Below are 17,945 nucleotides of genomic sequence, written 5' to 3' on the forward strand. Positions count from 1 at the left end.
TTCACTTTATTCCGTTCTTTTCTTCGTCCACGTTTCAATTACTTCACCAGTATCATTAACATCTAGTACTAAACTACCATTACTATACCGGTCTTTATTTCGAAACGCTTTCGGATCAATTTCTTCTACAATGTGTTTCTCTGTCTTCATGTAAACTAATTCGTCATCACGAACAATTTCAATACCGACAATGCGGTACGGATTACGTTTTAACTCTTTAAAAATTACAAGGCCTCGCTTCGCCCTCGTTGATTTCTCAATTTCGGATGCCTTTATACGTTTCACAGCACCTCGCTGCGTAACAAGAATAAGTTGATCTTTTTCACCATTTAACGGTTTACCAGAAGCAACATAGTCATCTTCTTTTAAATTAATTGCTTTCACACCAGCTGCTCTTACACCAACTGGACTTACTTCTTCTTCATTGAATACAAGTGCATATGCACCATGTGTTGCAAGAACAATATCACTTGTCCCATCTGTCGCAAATATATCAACAACTTCATCATCTTTTTTCAAGTTTACAGCAACGAACGCCCGTGAATAACGTTGCACCTTATATTGATTTAATTCTGTCTTCTTAATCATACCGTTTCGTGTAACAAATACGATAAATCGTTTTTCTTCTTCGAAATTCGGTACGACTGTTGCCCAAATTAACGCTTCATCTCGCTCGAGTGAAACAAGATTCGCAACGTGTTGACCTAAATCTTTCCAACGAATTTCTGGCATTTCATATACAGGAAGATAAATATAATTTCCTTTGCTCGTAAATAAAAGAACGGTTTCTGTCGTGTTTGTATCGAAACGCTCAAGTAAGATGTCACCCTCTTTCATACCGAAGTCTTTCCCGTTCGATGCATTATGTGAACGCCAACCTGTTCGTTTCACATATCCTTCTTTCGTTACAGTAACGATGACATCTTCTTGCGGAATCATAACTTCCACATCGATTTTAATTTCTTCAATTTCCTCTTCAATTATCGCCCGGCGATTATCACTATATGTTTTCTTTACTCTCTTCAAATCTGTTTTAATAACTTGAAGAAGTCTTTTTTCACTTTGTAGAATCGTCTGTAACTCTATAATTTTCTTACTAAGTTCTGCTGCTTCTTGCTCTAGCGCTGTAATATCTGTATTCGTTAAACGATATAGTTGCAACGAAACAATTGCTTCTGACTGCGCCTCTGTAAATCCAAATTTCGCACTTAAATTATCCTTCGCATTACGCTTATCTTTAGACCCACGGATCGTTTCAATCACTTCATCTAAAATTGATAATGCTTTCTTTAAACCTTCTACAATATGCTGACGATTTTCTGCTTTTCTTAATTCATATTGTGAGCGTCTTGTAACAACTTCTTTCTGATGCCCAATATATGCATCCAAAATCTTAGGTAATGTCATAAGTGTCGGACGACGATTATTTATCGCAACCATATTAAAGTTGTATGGAATTTGTAAATCTGTATTTTTATATAAATAATTTAAAATACCTTCAGCATTCGCTTCTTTTTTTAATTCTACAACGATGCGAAGACCTGTACGATCTGTCTCATCACGCACTTCAGCAATTCCATCTAGCCTTTTATCTAGACGTAATTCATCCATTTTCTTAACTAGGTTCGCTTTATTTACTTCGTACGGAATTTCTGTAATAACGATTTGTTGCTTCCCGCCACGAATCGTTTCAACTTCTGCTTTTCCGCGAATAATAATTTTACCTTTACCTGTTTCGTAAGCTTTTTTAATGCCATCTATCCCTTGTATAATACCGCCTGTAGGGAAATCAGGTCCTTTAATAACTGTTAACAAGTCATCCACAGAACTATTCGGCTGATCGATACGCATCATTGTAGCATCAATTACTTCTCCAAGATGATGCGGTGGAATTTCTGTTGCATAACCAGCGGAAATCCCTGTAGATCCGTTCACTAATAAGTTTGGGAACATTGCTGGTAATACAACAGGTTCTTCACTCGTATCATCAAAGTTTGACACGAATTCTACTGTTTCTTTATCGAGATCACGTAATAACTCAGACGCGATTGGTGATAACCGTGCTTCCGTATAACGCATTGCCGCTGCTGGATCCCCATCAACACTACCGTTATTTCCATGCATTTCAACTAAAACATTACGTACTTTCCAAGTTTGACTTAAACGTACCATCGCCTCATATACAGAGGAATCACCATGTGGATGATAATTACCAATAACATTACCTACTGTTTTAGCCGATTTACGAAATGCTTTATCATGTACATTTCCTTCTACAAACATAGAATATAAAATACGTCTTTGTACCGGTTTTAAACCGTCACGTGCATCTGGAAGCGCACGGTCTTGAATAATATATTTACTATAACGTGCAAAGCGGTCACCTAACACGTCTTCAAGCGGGAGGTCATGAAACTTCTCTGCCTGCATGTTATTCCACCTCCGTCTCCATAATCATTTCATTTTCTAAAATATTTCCTTCTTCTTGCATGCCAAATTGTACATTTCGTTCAATCCATTTACGACGAGGTTCTACTTTATCACCCATCAATGTCGTAACTCGGCGCTCAGCTCTTGATGCATCGTCAATTTTCACACGAATTAATGTACGTGTTTCAGGGTTCATCGTTGTTTCCCATAATTGATCGGCATTCATTTCGCCAAGTCCTTTATAGCGCTGCAACATATAACCTTTACCGACCTTTTTTGTTACACCATCTAATTCTTCATCAGACCATGCATATTCAATTACTTCACTTTTCCCTTTCCCTTTACTTACTTTATATAAAGGTGGAAGTGCGATAAATACTTTACCAGCTTCAATAAGTGGTTTCATATAACGGTAGAAGAACGTCAGTAGTAACACTTGAATATGTGCTCCATCCGTATCTGCATCGGTCATAATAACAACTTTATCGTAGTTAATATCTTCAACAGCGAATTCATTCCCTACGCCGCCACCAATTGCGTAAATAATCGTATTGATCTCTTCATTCTTAAAAATGTCAGCAAGCTTTGCTTTTTCCGTGTTAATTACTTTACCACGTAATGGTAGCACCGCTTGGAAACGACGATCTCGCCCTTGCTTTGCTGAACCACCAGCCGAGTCACCCTCTACTAAATACAATTCGTTTTTCTGAGGATTACGTGATTGTGCAGGTGTTAACTTCCCGCTTAAAGTACCTTCTGATTTTTTCTTCTTCTTACCAGTACGCGCTTCTTCTCTCGCTTTACGAGCAGCCTCACGTGCTTGCGCTGCTTTAACTGCCTTTCTCACAAGAAGTGTAGCTACATCCGGGTTTTCTTCTAAAAAGTAAGCTAAATGCTCTGATACAATTGCATCAATTGAAGAACGTGCTTCACTTGTACCGAGTTTCCCTTTCGTTTGTCCTTCAAACTGAAGTACTTCTTCAGGTACACGTACAGAAACAATCGATGCTAATCCTTCACGAATATCTGTACCCTCTAAATTTTTGTCTTTTTCTTTCAATAAAGAAACTTTACGCGCATATTCATTGAAAACACGTGTCATTGCTGTTTTAAATCCAGCTTCGTGTGTACCACCGTCTTTTGTACGTACGTTATTTACAAACGAAAGAATGTTTTCTGAGTAACCATCATTAAATTGAAACGCTAGCTCTGCTTCAATTCCATTTTGTTCACCAGAGAAATATACAACTGGATGAATCGAATCTTTCTCTTCGTTTAAGTATGAAACGAAAGCTTCAATTCCTGTTTCATAATGAAATACATCTTCTAAATCATTACGTTCATCTTTTATCGAGATTTTCATTCCTTTTAATAAGAATGCAGATTCACGTAATCTCTCACATAATGTCTCATAATTATAATTTGTTGTGCTGAAAATAGTTGTATCTGGTTTAAAGTGCATCGTTGTACCAGATTCTTTCGTTTTCCCGATTTTCTCTAACGTCGTTGCAGGAATACCACCATTTTCAAAGCGTTGTTCATAAATGCTACCATCACGCTTAATCGTTACGACTAGCCATTCTGACAAGGCGTTTACAACTGATGCCCCAACACCGTGTAAACCACCACTCGTTTTATAGCCTCCTTGGCCAAACTTACCACCAGCATGAAGTACAGTTAAAATAACTTCAGGTGTCGGTTTTCCAAGCTTATGCATTCCCGTAGGCATTCCTCGCCCTTTATCAATAACGCTAATACTATTATCTTTATGTATTACGACAGAAATTTCGTCGCCAAATCCCGCTAATGCTTCATCAACGGAGTTATCTACTATTTCATATACTAAATGATGCAATCCACGGCTATCCGTACTCCCGATATACATACCCGGGCGTTTTCGAACGGCTTCAAGTCCTTCTAGCACTTGAATTGCATCTTCATTATATTGGAACTGATGCTTCGCCAAACTCCTTGCCCCTTTCCTAATCAAATCAGAACATATGTTTCTATTATAGAATAACGCCTAGACTATAGTTTTGGCAAGTTATCTTATCTCTTTTATATACCATTTTCAATAGAAAAATCCTTGTTTTTTTTCACAAGGATTCCTCTAGGCTACTATTTCAGAAAAATAATCGTTTGTCAACGAGAAATGGATATGTATTCCAACATTATACATTCCAAACCTTTATCATGATCCAAATGATCAATATCCAAAACGGGATAACAAGTAACAATCCCCAAAAACAGCCTTTAAAAAATCTCATGATGAACACCTCGTTCATCGGCCCTACTTATGTAAAAAGTGAGGGCTGAATCAATCTTTCTATCTTTAAAGTCTATACTATTTTGTCATCGCATGCTCTACTTTAATACAACGATCCATTATTACAGTATAGCCTTTCTCTTGTAAAAGTTTATATGTATCTTCATCTTGTACTCCTAATTGTGCCCAGAAAACATCTGCATCAATCTCTACAAACTCTTTCGCAACATCCTTTAAAAATTCTGAACGGCGAAATACGTTTACGATATCAACGTGTTCTTTAATATCCATTAGTGAAGGAACTGCCTTTTCTCCAAGTACTTCATCAACTATTGGATTTACTGGAATAATGCGGTACCCCGCATCTTGCATTGCTTTTGAAACCATATATGATGTACGTTCTGGCTTATCTGATAATCCAACAACCGCAATCGTTTTACTTTTCTTCAATACTTCACCAATTTCCGTACGAGTTGGGTTTTCAATTGTCATAATTAATCCCTCCTATTCCTTTAGTATATCCGATAAAGAAAGTCTCTTTCAACATGAAAGAGACTTTCTTTTATTCCGATTGATGTAAGCTAGTAATCAGCAGGAAGAGAACTCTCAACTGATTAAAGTTTATATTTATTGATTCTTTGTAGCTGAATTATCTGCTAATGTAGCTGTTTTCGTCATTTTTTGACCATTGCGATAGAATGTAACTTCTACGTTCTCGCCTACTTTTTTCTTTTCATATAAGTATTTACGGAATTGAAGTGAATTCTCTACTTTTTGATCATCTAATGCTACTACAAGATCATATTGCTCTAAGCCAGCTTTTTCTGCCGGTGACACAGGATAAATTTTAGCTAATACAACACCATTTGTTACTTCTTTTGGTACTTTTAATTGGTTTAATGCATAAGCTTGCACATCTTCTAATGAAACAACACCTACACCAAGAGCTGGTCGTTTCACTACTCCATCTTTTTCAAGCGATTCAATAACTGGTTTTGCAACATTAATTGGAATTGCAAAACCAATCCCCTCAACTTCTTGCTGCGCAATTTTACTTGAGTTAATTCCAATTAATTCACCGTTTTGGTTAAATAATGCGCCACCACTATTACCAGGGTTAATCGCTGCATCCGTTTGAATAACTTGTGCTTGCCAGTCTGGACGTTTGTCCCCATCAATATCTACTGGAATTTCACGTTCTTTACTACTGATAATACCTTCTGTTACACTGCCGTCAAATCCAAGTGGGTTACCAATTGCAATTGCTTTTTCACCAGCACGAAGTTTACTAGAATCACCTAAAGTTGCAACTTTATTAACAGTAGATCCATCAATCTCTACAACTGCTAAGTCTAACCAAGGGTCCTTACCAACTAATTTTGCATCAACTTGCTTTCCGTCGCTCAGTTTAACAGCAAGTTTATTTGCACCGTCTACTACGTGGTTATTTGTTACAATATATGCTTTATTTCCTGACTTTTTATAAATAACACCTGATCCTGTACCAGCTGTTTGCTCTTGTTCTGCCGGTTGCATCGCAAACGGATCAATAGTCTTCTGCATATTAATTACACCAACTACAACATCCTTTGCGCCTTCAATCATGCCTGGTAAATCAGTTTCGCCCTTCACTTTATTAACAACAGGAGCTACAGTACCTTCTACTTGTTGATTAGAATTGAATGACGAAACTGCCGCTCCATTATTTTGCATCCATGGCATGTAAGGTGCTGCAAAACTAATCGAAACCGCCCCGACTACAGCCCCAACTAAACCTGTGAAAAAATATCCTTTTTTACTACCTGATTTTTTCATTTCTCTCGTTTCACTATGCTCTTCATTTAAATTCGGTCCGTCGTAATATCCCATGTTTTATTTCCCCTCTCTGGTGAATTCGTACTTTCAGTATAGTCACATTTTGTGTCCTTCTTGTGAACTCATCGTGAAATCCAATTAAAAAAATACTCCTATCTATCATTGTAGACAAGAAAAGTATTTTTTGTACATTCCACCTACAAAGGAGAGTATAAATTTGCTATATCCCAAAGCTAAAGTGCATAGTAACTTAAAGGTTATTCTTCAAATTTGTAACCTACTCGAATAACAGTACCGATATGCTTCGCTTTATCTCCTAGCTTATTTCGCAGTTTTTTAATATGTGTATCAACCGTTCTGTCATCGCCGTAGTAATCATATCCCCATAACTGATCTAATAAATGTTGACGTGACAACACAATTCCTTTGTTCTCCATTAAATAAACGAGAAGCTCAAACTCCTTATGTGTCAATATAATTTCTTCTCCATCTACTAAAACTGTTCTAGATAGTCGATTCACTTCTATTCCGGCTAAAGACATAGTATTTTCTTCTGATACTCCTACCGCTCCATCCGCACGTTTCAATAACGTCTTCGCACGAGCTACTAACACTTTCGGACTAAAAGGTTTTGTTACATACTCATCTGCACCTAGTTCAAAACCTAGTAATGTATCATCCTCATCAGAACGTGCTGTCAGCATAATAATTGGTACCGCTGACTCCTTTCTAATTCGTCTACAAACAGACCAACCATCTATTTCTGGTAACATAATATCTAACATAATTAAATCAATTGTATGTTCAGCAAATAATTCGAGCGCTTTTTTTCCATCTTCCGCTTCGATTACTTCAAAGCCTTCATTACGAAAATAATCGCTAACAATTTCACGTAATCTTCTTTCATCTTCAACAAGTAATACTGTTTTATTCATATAACCTATCCCGCCTTTTTACTCTTTCAATCGAATAATACGTTGATTGGAGCTTCCGCGAAATGGAAGTGTTAAATCTTTTTTATCAAGTTCAAATCTTCCATCGACCAAAACATCCCCATAATGTAACAATTCTATCATATCATTATTTTGAGCACTCTGTATCTCTTCTAACATATAACCTGTATAAATCCATAGATTTTTTTTCAAATCCTTCACTGCTTTTGCTACTTTTTTCACTTCAGCAGCTTGAAAAAATGGATCTCCACCTGAAAATGTTACATCGGTTAATGGATTCTTTTCAATCTCTTTCACAATTTCTTCTACCGTCATTTCAGTTCCATTGCAAACATTCCACGATTTTGGATTATGGCAACCGATACAACGATGCGGACAGCCCGCAAAAAACACGACTGTCCGCAATCCTTCTCCATCTACTACACTATCATGAATGATATTCATAACTTTCATTTATGCTTCACCCGATCCATCTCTTCACTACGTTTCGCGCTATTCCACTTTGACATATCTCCTACAAGATATCCTGTTATGCGGCGAATTCTTTCTATTTCATTCTCATCTTCATTTCCGCAGCTCGGACATTCATTCCCGATAATGCCATGATAACTACAGCACTTACAACGATCAACAGGATGGTTAATTGAACCGTATCCTACTCCGTACTGCGCCATCGCTTGTACAATTTGCTTTAACGCCTTTTGATTATGCACAGCTGCACCATCTAGTTCAATGTACGTAATATGTCCGCCATTACAAAGAGCGTGGAACGGCCCTTCTAATCGAATTTTATTTATCGCTTGAATATTGTAATACACCGGTACGTGGAACGAATTTGTATAATAATTATGATTTGTCACACCGCTAATTACACCAAATTCTTCTCTATCTTTCTTCACAAACTTTCCTGATAACCCTTCTGCTGGCGTTGCAATTACAGAGAAATTGAGTTGATGTTCTTCCGTCGCCTTATCCATCCTCTTCCTCATAAAGGAAATAATTTCATATCCAAGCTTCCACGAGTCTTCATTTTCTCCATGGTGCTTTCCGGTTAACGCTACTAAACATTCTGCAAGACCAATAAAACCAAGACTTAACGTCCCTTGTTTTAAAATCGGCGCCACAGCATCTTCAGGTTGTAACGTTTCTCCACCGCGCCATACACCCTGTGAATATAAGAACTGAAATTCTCTTGCTCTCTTTGTACATTGATAAGCAAATCTCTCTAATAATTGCTTAACGCCTAAATCTAAGTAATGACTTAGCGCTTCAAAAAACGCTTCTTTTGAACCACTAATTAACGCTAATTTCACTAAATTAATAGAAGTAAACGATAAATTCCCTCTTCCAATTGCTGTTTCTTCCCCATGTATATTAGACATAACACGAGTACGACACCCCATATAACATACTTCACTTTCAGGTCGACCATCATAGTGCACTGCATTAAACGGAGCATCTAAAAACGAAAAGTTAGGGAATAATCGCTCAGCCGTCGTTTCTAACGCTAATTCAAATAAATCATAGTTCGGATCACACTCTTCAAAGTTCACGCCTTTTTTCATTTTGAAAATTTGAATAGGAAAAATTGGTGTTTCCCCTTTACCAAGTCCAGCTTGCGTCGCTTTTAAAAGTTGCTTAATTAAAAGTCTTCCCTCTTTCGATGTGTCTGTTCCGTAGTTAATAGAAATAAACGGTACTTGTCCCCCGCCCCTACTATGCATACTATTTGAATTATGAACGAAAGCCTCACACGCCTGATACGTATCATTTTCTGTTTCTTTCCATGCAAATTCCTCTATTTGTTCTTTCGTAAGCGGATATGACTGTAGTCGTTTTTTATGTCTCTCTACTGTTTTTCTCACATATGGAGCTAAATCAATATCAAAGAGTGCAAACGATTGACCACCGTGCTGCATATTTTGATTCGCCTGAAAAATAATTGAAGAAAGCGCCAACGCACTTTTAATGTCTTGCGGTTGTCTCATATGCCCATGTCCAGTATGAAAACCGTTAGCAAGCATTTGCGCTAACGGAATTTGCGAACAAGTCGTCGTTCCTGTTGCATAAAAATCTAAATCATGCGGATATAATATATTTTGATCTATCGCTTTTTTCACTTGATCTGATAATAATTTCTCTACTGCATAATACTTTGCGCTCTCAGATGCGAACGTTCCCATTACTCCCATTGGAGATCGGCCATCTACATTTGCATTTTCCTGCATTAAATCTTGTTCATTACCATGGATAATTGTCTCAAATACTTTCATTAATTCTTCTCCACGTACATTTTGTTTCAACATTCATAACCCTCCACCAACATGTTGTTGTCTTTTGATTAAAATCATACAACATATAGTTCTAGTGTTTTTGTGAAAAATGTAACATTCCTGTGAAAGTTTTTTTAAAAATTAATGACTTTTTCATTTATAAAAAAGAAATGTGCTCTTTACAAATGTATGGTACAATATACGGGAAAAACTCTTTTTACCCTTTATCAACACATTTGTATAAAGGAGACTGAACTCATGGTTATTACATATCTTTTATTTATCGTTGCCTACTTGCTCGGTTCGATTCCATTTGCATTAGTCGTTGGCAAAATCGGTTATGGAATCGACATTCGTGAGCATGGAAGCGGTAATCTAGGCGGAACAAATACATTCCGTACATTAGGGAAAAAAGCAGGTTTTATCGTAACAATTGCTGACATTTTAAAAGGTACATTAGCAACAGGTCTACCGATTATTTTCGGATCAGATATTCACCCACTATGGTTTGGATTAGCCGCTGTTCTTGGACATGTCTATCCGATCTTCGCAAAATTCCGCGGGGGGAAAGCAGTTGCAACTTCTGCTGGCGTGCTATTATGCTACTCACCAGTTGTATTTGCAATATTAGCGGTTGTCTTTTTCACCCTTTTATTTACAACAAGATACGTATCACTTTCTTCTATGGTAACAGCTGTCGTTGCTGTTATTGCATCAATTGTTAGCGGGGATAAAATCTTCATTATTGCGATGTGTTTATTAGCTGGTATGGTTATTTATAAACACCGTGCAAATATCGGACGAATTATAAATAAAACTGAACCAAAAGCAAACTTTTCAAAAAAGCAAAAATAAGATCGTAACCCACATAACGCAAAAAGAAAACGTGAAGCATATTAATAGCGTCTTTTTGCGTTATTTTTTATACTTAAGAAAAAGCAACATAATTTGGAGGAACTACACATGAATCTTTCCGTAACAAAAGAAGCAGCACAATGGTATAAAGACGAATTAAAATTACAATCAGGTGAAACACTACGCTTTTTCGTACAATACGGCGGTTGCAGTACTGTGCAAAAAGGACTTTCTTTAGGAATTCGTAAAGATGATCCTGCGCATCCTGCTGTTCAAACTCAAGAAGAAGGTATTAACTTCTTTATTGAAGGCGATGATGAGTGGTTCTTCGATGGACATAATTTATTAGTTACACTTAACGATGGTGATGATTTCCCTCAATTTAATTATGAAAAATAAAAAAGCGTGGCAGTAGCCACGCTTTTTTATTTCTTTTTAATTTCCTCATATTTCGCATACCACTCAGGATATAATTTTTTAAATGATACAGGGCGGAACCCTTCTTTTTTCGCACAAATATTCGTTGTACTTGCAGTAATACAAAGCTCGCCATCACCGTTATAAATTTCATAACCATATACAACACGAAGCGGGCTCACGGTATCAATCCACGTTTTCACAATTGCTTTTTCTCCGTAACGCATCGCTTTACGATATGAAATTTGTAAGTCTAACACTGGAGAGATAATTCCCTCTTTCTCCATTTCAACATATGAAAATCCTAATTCTTGTATAAGTTTCGTGCGCCCTAGTTCCAGCCACACTAAATAGTTTGAATGGTAAACAACACCCATCTGATCTGTTTCCGCATAGCGGATTTCAACTTCATGTTCTGCTACAAACATATGTATTCGCCTTCTTTCACTTCTGCTACCTTGCATACATTTAATCATAATACAGTGGAATCAAAAATAAAATAAAAACAGTGAATCTTTTACCGAAAGGGGCAAGCACATGATTCAAATTGTAACTGTTCGTAGCGGTGATAGTGTATATAGTTTAGCCTCAAAATATGGCTCTACACCTGAAGAAATTGTAAAAGACAATGGTCTAAATCCAGCCGAAACACTCGTTGTTGGTCAGGCACTTATCGTTAATACGAAAGGCAATAATTATTACGTACAGCCTGGTGACAGCCTGTATCGAATTTCTCAGACATATAACGTTCCTCTCGCTAGTTTAGCTAAAGTTAATAACCTTTCATTAAAATCTATTCTCCATGTCGGACAACAATTATATATACCAAAAGGTACAAAACGAGCAGTAGAATCCATCGCTTATTTACAACCTTCAACAATACCGATAAAAGAAAGTTTAGTAAATGCTACTCGTGCTATTAATCCATTTTTAACATACTTAGCGTACTTCAGCTTTGAAGCAAAAAGAGATGGTACATTAAAAGAACCTACTGAAACAGCTAAAATCGCTACTATTGCAACGCAAGGGAAAACCATCCCTATGCTCGTTATTACAAATATCGAAAACGGGAACTTTAGTCCTGAACTAACATCTGTTTTGTTGCGTGATCCAACCATTCAAAATAAATTTATTACGAACATTTTGCAAACGGCTGAAAAATACGGTATGCGAGACATTCATTTCGATTTCGAAAATGTGGCACCTGAAGATCGCGAAGCATATAATCGCTTTTTACGAAATGTGAAAACACGCTTACCTAGCGGATATACATTAAGTACAACGCTTGTACCGAAAACAAGCTCCACTCAAAAAGGAAAATTCTTTGAAGCGCATGATTATAAAGCACAAGGGCAAATTGTAGATTTCGTCGTCATTATGACATACGACTGGGGTTGGCAAGGCGGGCCACCGATGGCGATTTCTCCTATCGGTCCTGTGAAAGAAGTACTTCAATATGCAAAATCTCAAATGCCACCACAAAAAATTATGATGGGGCAAAATTTATACGGGTTCGATTGGAAACTACCGTTCAAACAAGGAAATCCACCCGCAAAAGCAATTAGCTCTGTTGCAGCTGTTGCACTAGCTCGTAAATACAATGTTCCTATTCGCTATGATTTCACAGCTCAAGCTCCACATTTTAATTACTTTGATGAAAACGGTGTACAGCATGAAGTTTGGTTTGAAGATTCACGGTCCGTGCAAAGTAAATTTAATTTAATGAAAGAACAAGGTATAGGCGGTATTAGTTATTGGAAGATTGGTTTACCATTCCCGCAAAATTGGCGTTTACTCGTCGAAAACTTTACGATTACAAAAAAGGGCTGACTTCCGTCAGCCTTTTTGTACATTCTGTTAAGATTCATCTTTTATTTCACTTTTTAATGAATCAATACTTTCTAAACGTCTTTGATTTTTCGCTTCAATGGCAGCACGATCTTTTTCATTAGAAAGTTCCGCTGTTTCTTTTGCTTCATTAAAATTATCAATCGTATTTTGTACCATTTCTTGTAATTTTTCAGCGTTGTCATTTCGATTATCTGGATTCGGCATGTACTTCCCTCCTAATTCTTTATACATACCATCTTAAATTGCCTATGTTCCTTCAAATTTATACAAAAAAAAGGAGAATGCAATATTCTCCTTTTCTTTAACCGTTATCAACAATCGGTTGTTTACCAGTTTGGTCTTGCATTTGTTTTCCTTTATTGCCACCAGCTTTTTTCGATTGTGTTCCAATTTGATTTGGTGCAAAGTCTTTTGAATTCTTTTTCGGATTACCCATTACTATCGCCTCCTTAACACTAGTATCGTACTAGTGTTAAGAATTATTCAGCCTGCTTAAAAAGTTTCATTTCATAACGTTTTTCAATACGTTCTTCAATTCGATCGATTGCATCACGATCGCTTAATAATTGTTGTTTATTTTCATTTACAAGTTCTTCAAACGATTTACGGCGACTTCTTCTCATGTTGCTCACCCTTTCTCCTTCGCTTTATTACTACATAGTATGAGCAAATGAAAAACTCTTTAATCAGATTTGCAAGAAAATTTTATGTTTTAACAAAAAATCCCATACGCAAATATTACGCACGGGATTTTTTCACATCATTATATTTAAATATTTTTTAATTTCTTCATCAGCACCTTCTTCACTCACTCTATATTCATGCAGTGCTCGCAATACAGAATCGTATTCTTCTAAAATGTAGCTCTCTAACTTCAAAATGTCCTCTACACTGTCAATCATAATTCTCGTGTTGCCAATCTCACTTTTCAATGCTGCCTCACACGTTAAGCTCGTACAAATACCGATTACATCTTCTTCTATTTTTTCCGTTAACACATATTTCTTTCGCCCTTTCACCTTCATCCTAATAATTGGGTAAAAAGCTTTTATATCTAAGTAGCTCCCGACATTCATACAGCGAATCCATTCGATATCACGTTTATTTCGCATAAGAATTTCTTTTACTGCTTCGTATGCTACCGTTTCATCAAGCACTTCTTTCTTCACTTTTCTTTTTCCTTCTTCTTCAATAGATGCACATCTTTGATAAACTGCCGCACACGTAATACAATCGTCAAATGCATTATGAGAACTTAAGCGAATTCCAAGCATTCGTTTTAACGTTTCAAGCTTATGATTAGGTGCATGCTTCATGTATTTCTTTGCTAAAAACACCGTATCAATTACTTTATTTTTAGGCTCAGCTAATCCAAGCATATTTACATTACTTTTCAAAAAACGCATATCAAAAGAAGCGTTATGAGCCACAATAACATTTGTATGTAAAAATGCTAAAAATAAAGGTAACACTTCTTCAATCGTCGGTGCATCCGAAACACGATAATTTGTAATACCTGTTAAACTCGTTATTCGGTCCGGAATTGAACGTTCTGGATTCACATAGGAAACAAATTGATCTACTAGTTCATGATTACGATATTTCACTGCTGCTACTTGAATAATTTTATCATTATAAGGGTTAAATCCTGTTGTTTCAAAATCAATTACAACATAATCTAATGGTAAGGATATATTCCCCACTCCAAATACACTCCTTTATCTCTAAACATTTATATTTCTTTTATCATATCACGAAGCTTTCACTACTTGAAAAAGAAAAGGCAGAAATGGCTATTTTCCACCTCTACCTATTCACCGTTATTTTAATTTAGTAACCCGTTTCTCCATCTCTTTTTGCGTCATCGGCCCAATGAACTTATCCTGAATTACGCCTTTCGTATCTATAAAATACGAAGTTGGGATCGTAATTACTTTATACGCTGTTGTCACATCAATGTTCTTGTCCAATAAAATAGGAAAAGTAATCCCTTTTTCTTTAGCGAAATTTCTTACCTTTTCTTCTCCCCCTCCTTTTTCTGAAGGAGTATAATTTATCGCTAAAATTTCTACGTTTTCTTTATGTTCTTTATAGAAAGCCTCCATATCAGGCATTTCTTGCTGACAAGGCCCACACCACGTTGCCCAAAAATTTAAAATAACCTTCTTTCCTTTTAAATCTGATAACTTTACATTCGTTCCATCTAACTTAGTTAATTCAAAATCTGGTGCACTCTTTCCTATTTCTATACCGTTCTGTGCGATCATCTCTTTCATAGCAGCTTCACTTTTTTCTTGCTTCCCTTGTACCGCCTGATCCTTTTTACCAAACTGTTCATAAGCTGCATATCCCGCTAAACAAAGTAACACTACAATAATCGTAAGCTTCCGCCACATTTTATATCACCCTAACGTGTTTATCTTTTTTAACATATTCATCAAAATACTATATACCTTATTTTAGCTTATACGGACAAGCTTGGAAATATTCACAGTCAAAATAATCAGAATTTTCGTAAATAATATGAAATATTTCCCTTTTTATCATATAATTAGAAATAAATAGAACATTCATTAACGAAAGGAGTTCTTATGAATTTATTTGAAAAAGTACTACTATATATTCTTAGTTTTATATTTTCTCCAATCGGAGTTATTACTTGGATCATCTCGCTCTTCAGTAAAGATCCTGAAAAAAAGCAAGTTGGACGTATTTGTCTCTATATCGCTTTAATCTCATTTATCCTTTTAGCTAGTCTCGGTATGCTTAGTTTCTTCACGATGACTACCACCACTACTATAAAATAGTTACAGAAAGGATGATTGTTTTGGGAGAACACCCTATTAGTAAAGAACTTCGCTATATACGAATATGTTTAGTTATTTTAGTAATCGTTCTTTTATTTTTCAACGGTGGAAGAGTCGTTGAAATTTCTACAAATCATGATTCCATAGAAAATGTTTCCACCAGTAATATGACACAGATTGCTGAAAATACATTTGCTATTCAAGAATATAATCCATCACTAAGTAGCGAACGTACGGTCAAAATTTTCAAATATAATCCGGATACAAATCAACTTACTTTAGTCAAAGAATTTACTACTAGTGATCCTGAGTCTTATACGTATCAACTTAATAAGAGTGAATAAAGATAAGAGTGCTATGTAGCTCTTATCTTTTTATTAGCATCTCTTTAAACAATGACTTACAATTTAATAATTCTCTAGGATCCCCACATTCCACAATAATTCCATTCTTCATGACAACAACCCGATCTGCTATCATCGCCTTCCCGACATCATGTGTCGTCACAATTCTCGTTACATTCTCCCCTAATCCTTCAATCATATTCCAAACCACTTCTTGATTGCTCAAATCTAGCCCCGCAGTCGGTTCATCTAAAATAATAAGATTCGGATTTGATACAATCGCACGCAATAATGCAAGACGTTTCCTTTCCCCTCCGGAAAACTCTTCACCGCTTTTATGTAGTACAGTCTGACTCCCTTCAGATAACCCCCTAATAATCGGCGTTACATTTACCAGTTCAATATTTTTTTCTGATTGGTTTTCTAAATACTCTTCCCCGAAATACATATTCTCTTTTACTGTCGTCCGAAAAAAACGTGGTTCTTGCCATACTGTAGTCATCCGAGCCTCATTACCATAAGAAACAACGCTACCATTAGATGGTTTATATAAACCCGTTATTAATTTTAAAAGCGTCGTTTTCCCTGCACCACTTTCGCCCACAACAATAACGAGTTCCCCAGGATTAATCTCCAAATGAATATTTTTAATTCTACACTTCGCTTCATCATTCTCTTGAAATGAAACATTTGTTATCTTCATTCCCATAGCTTTTTTCACCTCACTGTCTGCCACTTGTTTATCTAAAAAATAAAAAACTCGATTTGCCGAAGCGACTGCAACTTGTGTCATCATTAGTAACTCCCCCACGTAACGGACTGGAAAAAAGAGCATTTCAATTGTAGCTAACACTGCAACAATTGAACCAACTTCCATTTCACCTTTCATTATTTTTTGCGCACCTATAATGAGAGCAACGACATATGCTCCTGTTTCAATCACTGCTCCAACTACTCCCATGTAATGTTGCATCATCGTCTTCTTTACTTCCGATTTATAAGATTGTGCCGTTACCCCTTTAAATAATTGAATTGCCCATTTTTCTTTTTGTAAACTCCGTAAATCTTGCATACCTTTTACAAACTGTGACATCATCTCTACAACACTTGATTGATTCTTTTGAGCAATGCTTGCAATACTTCTTACCTTTTTCCCCATAAACATCGGAACCGCTGCACTTAAAAATAAAAACGGAGTTACCCACAATATGAACTTTATATCTATATGTTGTAGTGCTATGATTGCACCAATAAATTGCGCAATGGCGTGTATATATTCTATTAATATAGATCCATATAATCTGACCCAGTTCGGAATATCAGACACGACTAAAGTTTCTAACTCTCCTTGTTTGATTTTCTCACTCTCTTCAAATGGTAATAGAAAAAAATGACGCAATACATCTATACGTTTCTTTCGTAATATTCGCTGACTCACTTTTGAACTTATATAATCAAATAAAAGATTGTTCATCCACATCATAAAACGGCTACCAGCAAACAGAGCAATGTACAAATAAGCGCCTTTTAACTCCTGTTGAATAAGGTTATCTACAATTAGCCCCATAAAAATTGGACGGGATAAGTTTAAAATAGCAGCTATGATCCCACTACATATGGCTGCTATTACTAATATTTTTTCTTTCCGTAGCGGTAACAATATTCTTTCGTATTCCTTCATAACGTTCCCTCCATTTTACATAGTAAAAAGAAAGGGATGAAACCAATTGTTTTATTTAGATTCAAGAAATTTGAATCAATCTTTGTTTCAACAAGAATAAATATATAATGTTTCACATTATATAAGAACAAAAGAAGAGGATAGATACAAACGGAATAATTCTGTATGTTCAATCCTTTTTTGTACCACAAATGCCCTCATTTACCACAACATTTGTACTGACTTTTCTCAAATAGTGGAAAAAGCTATCTTC

Annotated in this window: 19 protein-coding genes; 5 read left to right on the forward strand and 14 right to left on the reverse strand. The window is 36.2% G+C overall.

The annotated features are described in order from the left end of the window. Window positions 1–6: 6 nt before the first annotated feature. The 7 genes from parC to QUF93_RS18935 all read right to left on the reverse strand — a co-directional run bounded on the left by parC (window position 7) and on the right by QUF93_RS18935 (window position 9,770). On the reverse strand, window positions 7–2,430 hold the full coding sequence (gene parC / locus QUF93_RS18905) for a DNA topoisomerase IV subunit A (RefSeq protein ID WP_289359839.1): 2,424 nt from the start codon (window positions 2,428–2,430) through the stop codon (window positions 7–9). Between the two features lies 1 nt (window position 2,431). Next, window positions 2,432–4,396: a DNA topoisomerase IV subunit B gene (gene parE, locus QUF93_RS18910; RefSeq protein WP_002121336.1), complete on the reverse strand. Its 1,965-nt coding sequence runs from the start codon at window positions 4,394–4,396 to the stop codon at window positions 2,432–2,434. Between the two features lie 378 nt (window positions 4,397–4,774). Then, window positions 4,775–5,188, reverse strand: a complete 414-nt coding sequence (locus tag QUF93_RS18915; RefSeq protein ID WP_289359840.1) for a CoA-binding protein — start codon at window positions 5,186–5,188, stop codon at window positions 4,775–4,777. A gap of 135 nt (window positions 5,189–5,323) precedes the next feature. After that, entirely contained in the window at window positions 5,324–6,565 is a 1,242-nt protein-coding gene (locus tag QUF93_RS18920) for a S1C family serine protease (protein WP_289359841.1), read from the reverse strand. Between the two features lie 203 nt (window positions 6,566–6,768). Beyond that, window positions 6,769–7,446 carry a response regulator transcription factor gene (locus QUF93_RS18925; RefSeq protein WP_002087776.1) on the reverse strand — a complete coding sequence of 226 codons (678 nt, stop codon included), beginning with the start codon at window positions 7,444–7,446 and terminating at the stop codon, window positions 6,769–6,771. An 18-nt stretch (window positions 7,447–7,464) separates the two neighbouring features. Continuing rightward, the gene (gene nrdG, locus QUF93_RS18930) at window positions 7,465–7,917 is read right to left on the reverse strand and encodes an anaerobic ribonucleoside-triphosphate reductase activating protein (RefSeq protein WP_002121346.1); all 453 of its coding nucleotides are present in this window, start codon (window positions 7,915–7,917) and stop codon (window positions 7,465–7,467) included. Continuing rightward, the gene (locus QUF93_RS18935; RefSeq protein ID WP_002121349.1) at window positions 7,914–9,770 is read right to left on the reverse strand and encodes an anaerobic ribonucleoside triphosphate reductase; all 1,857 of its coding nucleotides are present in this window, start codon (window positions 9,768–9,770) and stop codon (window positions 7,914–7,916) included. Before QUF93_RS18935 ends, nrdG begins: the two co-directional genes overlap by 4 nt. Window positions 9,771–9,995: 225 nt before the next feature. Here QUF93_RS18935 and plsY point away from each other — a divergent pair, with 225 nt between their 5' ends. Beyond that, a complete protein-coding gene (gene plsY, locus QUF93_RS18940; RefSeq protein ID WP_289359842.1) occupies window positions 9,996–10,592 on the forward strand; it encodes a glycerol-3-phosphate 1-O-acyltransferase PlsY in 597 nt (198 codons plus the stop codon). A gap of 108 nt (window positions 10,593–10,700) precedes the next feature. Then, the gene (locus tag QUF93_RS18945) at window positions 10,701–10,991 is read left to right on the forward strand and encodes a HesB/YadR/YfhF family protein (protein ID WP_002121355.1); all 291 of its coding nucleotides are present in this window, start codon (window positions 10,701–10,703) and stop codon (window positions 10,989–10,991) included. Window positions 10,992–11,017: 26 nt separating this feature from the next. Here QUF93_RS18945 and QUF93_RS18950 read toward each other — a convergent pair whose 3' ends face one another. Beyond that, on the reverse strand, window positions 11,018–11,437 hold the full coding sequence (locus QUF93_RS18950; RefSeq protein ID WP_000495819.1) for an acyl-CoA thioesterase: 420 nt from the start codon (window positions 11,435–11,437) through the stop codon (window positions 11,018–11,020). 109 nt (window positions 11,438–11,546) lie between these two features. Here QUF93_RS18950 and QUF93_RS18955 point away from each other — a divergent pair, with 109 nt between their 5' ends. Then, the gene (locus tag QUF93_RS18955; RefSeq protein WP_002121359.1) at window positions 11,547–12,839 is read left to right on the forward strand and encodes a glycoside hydrolase family 18 protein; all 1,293 of its coding nucleotides are present in this window, start codon (window positions 11,547–11,549) and stop codon (window positions 12,837–12,839) included. 27 nt (window positions 12,840–12,866) lie between these two features. On the opposite strand, the gene tlp is transcribed toward QUF93_RS18955, so the two are convergent. From tlp to QUF93_RS18980, 5 genes are all read right to left on the reverse strand, one after another. Further along, entirely contained in the window at window positions 12,867–13,064 is a 198-nt protein-coding gene (tlp, locus tag QUF93_RS18960) for a small acid-soluble spore protein Tlp (protein WP_001133508.1), read from the reverse strand. A 97-nt stretch (window positions 13,065–13,161) separates the two neighbouring features. Then, window positions 13,162–13,296: an acid-soluble spore protein SspN gene (sspN, locus tag QUF93_RS18965; protein ID WP_000527988.1), complete on the reverse strand. Its 135-nt coding sequence runs from the start codon at window positions 13,294–13,296 to the stop codon at window positions 13,162–13,164. A 43-nt stretch (window positions 13,297–13,339) separates the two neighbouring features. Further along, entirely contained in the window at window positions 13,340–13,483 is a 144-nt protein-coding gene (locus QUF93_RS18970; RefSeq protein ID WP_001254699.1) for an FbpB family small basic protein, read from the reverse strand. Window positions 13,484–13,615: 132 nt separating this feature from the next. Continuing rightward, the gene (locus tag QUF93_RS18975) at window positions 13,616–14,563 is read right to left on the reverse strand and encodes a 3'-5' exonuclease (protein WP_289359843.1); all 948 of its coding nucleotides are present in this window, start codon (window positions 14,561–14,563) and stop codon (window positions 13,616–13,618) included. Window positions 14,564–14,680: 117 nt separating this feature from the next. Beyond that, window positions 14,681–15,256, reverse strand: a complete 576-nt coding sequence (locus tag QUF93_RS18980) for a TlpA family protein disulfide reductase (protein ID WP_289359844.1) — start codon at window positions 15,254–15,256, stop codon at window positions 14,681–14,683. Between the two features lie 195 nt (window positions 15,257–15,451). Between QUF93_RS18980 and QUF93_RS18985 the strand changes: the two genes are divergently transcribed. Both QUF93_RS18985 and QUF93_RS18990 read left to right on the forward strand, forming a co-directional pair. Further along, the gene (locus tag QUF93_RS18985; protein WP_289359845.1) at window positions 15,452–15,667 is read left to right on the forward strand and encodes a hypothetical protein; all 216 of its coding nucleotides are present in this window, start codon (window positions 15,452–15,454) and stop codon (window positions 15,665–15,667) included. Between the two features lie 11 nt (window positions 15,668–15,678). Then, the gene (locus tag QUF93_RS18990; protein WP_097902771.1) at window positions 15,679–16,011 is read left to right on the forward strand and encodes a YmzC family protein; all 333 of its coding nucleotides are present in this window, start codon (window positions 15,679–15,681) and stop codon (window positions 16,009–16,011) included. A gap of 22 nt (window positions 16,012–16,033) precedes the next feature. Here the strand turns inward: QUF93_RS18990 and QUF93_RS18995 are convergent, their stop codons facing one another. Beyond that, a complete protein-coding gene (locus tag QUF93_RS18995; RefSeq protein WP_289359846.1) occupies window positions 16,034–17,692 on the reverse strand; it encodes an ABC transporter ATP-binding protein in 1,659 nt (552 codons plus the stop codon). Window positions 17,693–17,945 lie beyond the last annotated feature (253 nt).

The sequence above is a fragment of the Bacillus hominis genome, assembly GCF_030348325.1.
Taxonomy (GTDB): Bacteria; Bacillota; Bacilli; order Bacillales; family Bacillaceae_G; genus Bacillus_A; species Bacillus_A hominis.

Coding starts and splice junctions, on each gene's coding strand:
- parC (WP_289359839.1), bottom strand. CDS start 2,430: ATGCAGGCAGAGAAGTTTCATGACCTCCCGCTTGAAGACGTGTTAGGT.
- QUF93_RS18915 (WP_289359840.1), bottom strand. CDS start 5,188: ATGACAATTGAAAACCCAACTCGTACGGAAATTGGTGAAGTATTGAAG.
- QUF93_RS18920 (WP_289359841.1), bottom strand. CDS start 6,565: ATGGGATATTACGACGGACCGAATTTAAATGAAGAGCATAGTGAAACG.
- QUF93_RS18925 (WP_002087776.1), bottom strand. CDS start 7,446: ATGAATAAAACAGTATTACTTGTTGAAGATGAAAGAAGATTACGTGAA.
- nrdG (WP_002121346.1), bottom strand. CDS start 7,917: ATGAAAGTTATGAATATCATTCATGATAGTGTAGTAGATGGAGAAGGA.
- QUF93_RS18935 (WP_002121349.1), bottom strand. CDS start 9,770: ATGTTGAAACAAAATGTACGTGGAGAAGAATTAATGAAAGTATTTGAG.
- plsY (WP_289359842.1), top strand. CDS start 9,996: ATGGTTATTACATATCTTTTATTTATCGTTGCCTACTTGCTCGGTTCG.
- QUF93_RS18945 (WP_002121355.1), top strand. CDS start 10,701: ATGAATCTTTCCGTAACAAAAGAAGCAGCACAATGGTATAAAGACGAA.
- QUF93_RS18950 (WP_000495819.1), bottom strand. CDS start 11,437: ATGTTTGTAGCAGAACATGAAGTTGAAATCCGCTATGCGGAAACAGAT.
- QUF93_RS18955 (WP_002121359.1), top strand. CDS start 11,547: ATGATTCAAATTGTAACTGTTCGTAGCGGTGATAGTGTATATAGTTTA.
- tlp (WP_001133508.1), bottom strand. CDS start 13,064: ATGCCGAATCCAGATAATCGAAATGACAACGCTGAAAAATTACAAGAA.
- sspN (WP_000527988.1), bottom strand. CDS start 13,296: ATGGGTAATCCGAAAAAGAATTCAAAAGACTTTGCACCAAATCAAATT.
- QUF93_RS18970 (WP_001254699.1), bottom strand. CDS start 13,483: ATGAGAAGAAGTCGCCGTAAATCGTTTGAAGAACTTGTAAATGAAAAT.
- QUF93_RS18980 (WP_289359844.1), bottom strand. CDS start 15,256: ATGTGGCGGAAGCTTACGATTATTGTAGTGTTACTTTGTTTAGCGGGA.
- QUF93_RS18985 (WP_289359845.1), top strand. CDS start 15,452: ATGAATTTATTTGAAAAAGTACTACTATATATTCTTAGTTTTATATTT.
- QUF93_RS18990 (WP_097902771.1), top strand. CDS start 15,679: ATGATTGTTTTGGGAGAACACCCTATTAGTAAAGAACTTCGCTATATA.
- QUF93_RS18995 (WP_289359846.1), bottom strand. CDS start 17,692: ATGAAGGAATACGAAAGAATATTGTTACCGCTACGGAAAGAAAAAATA.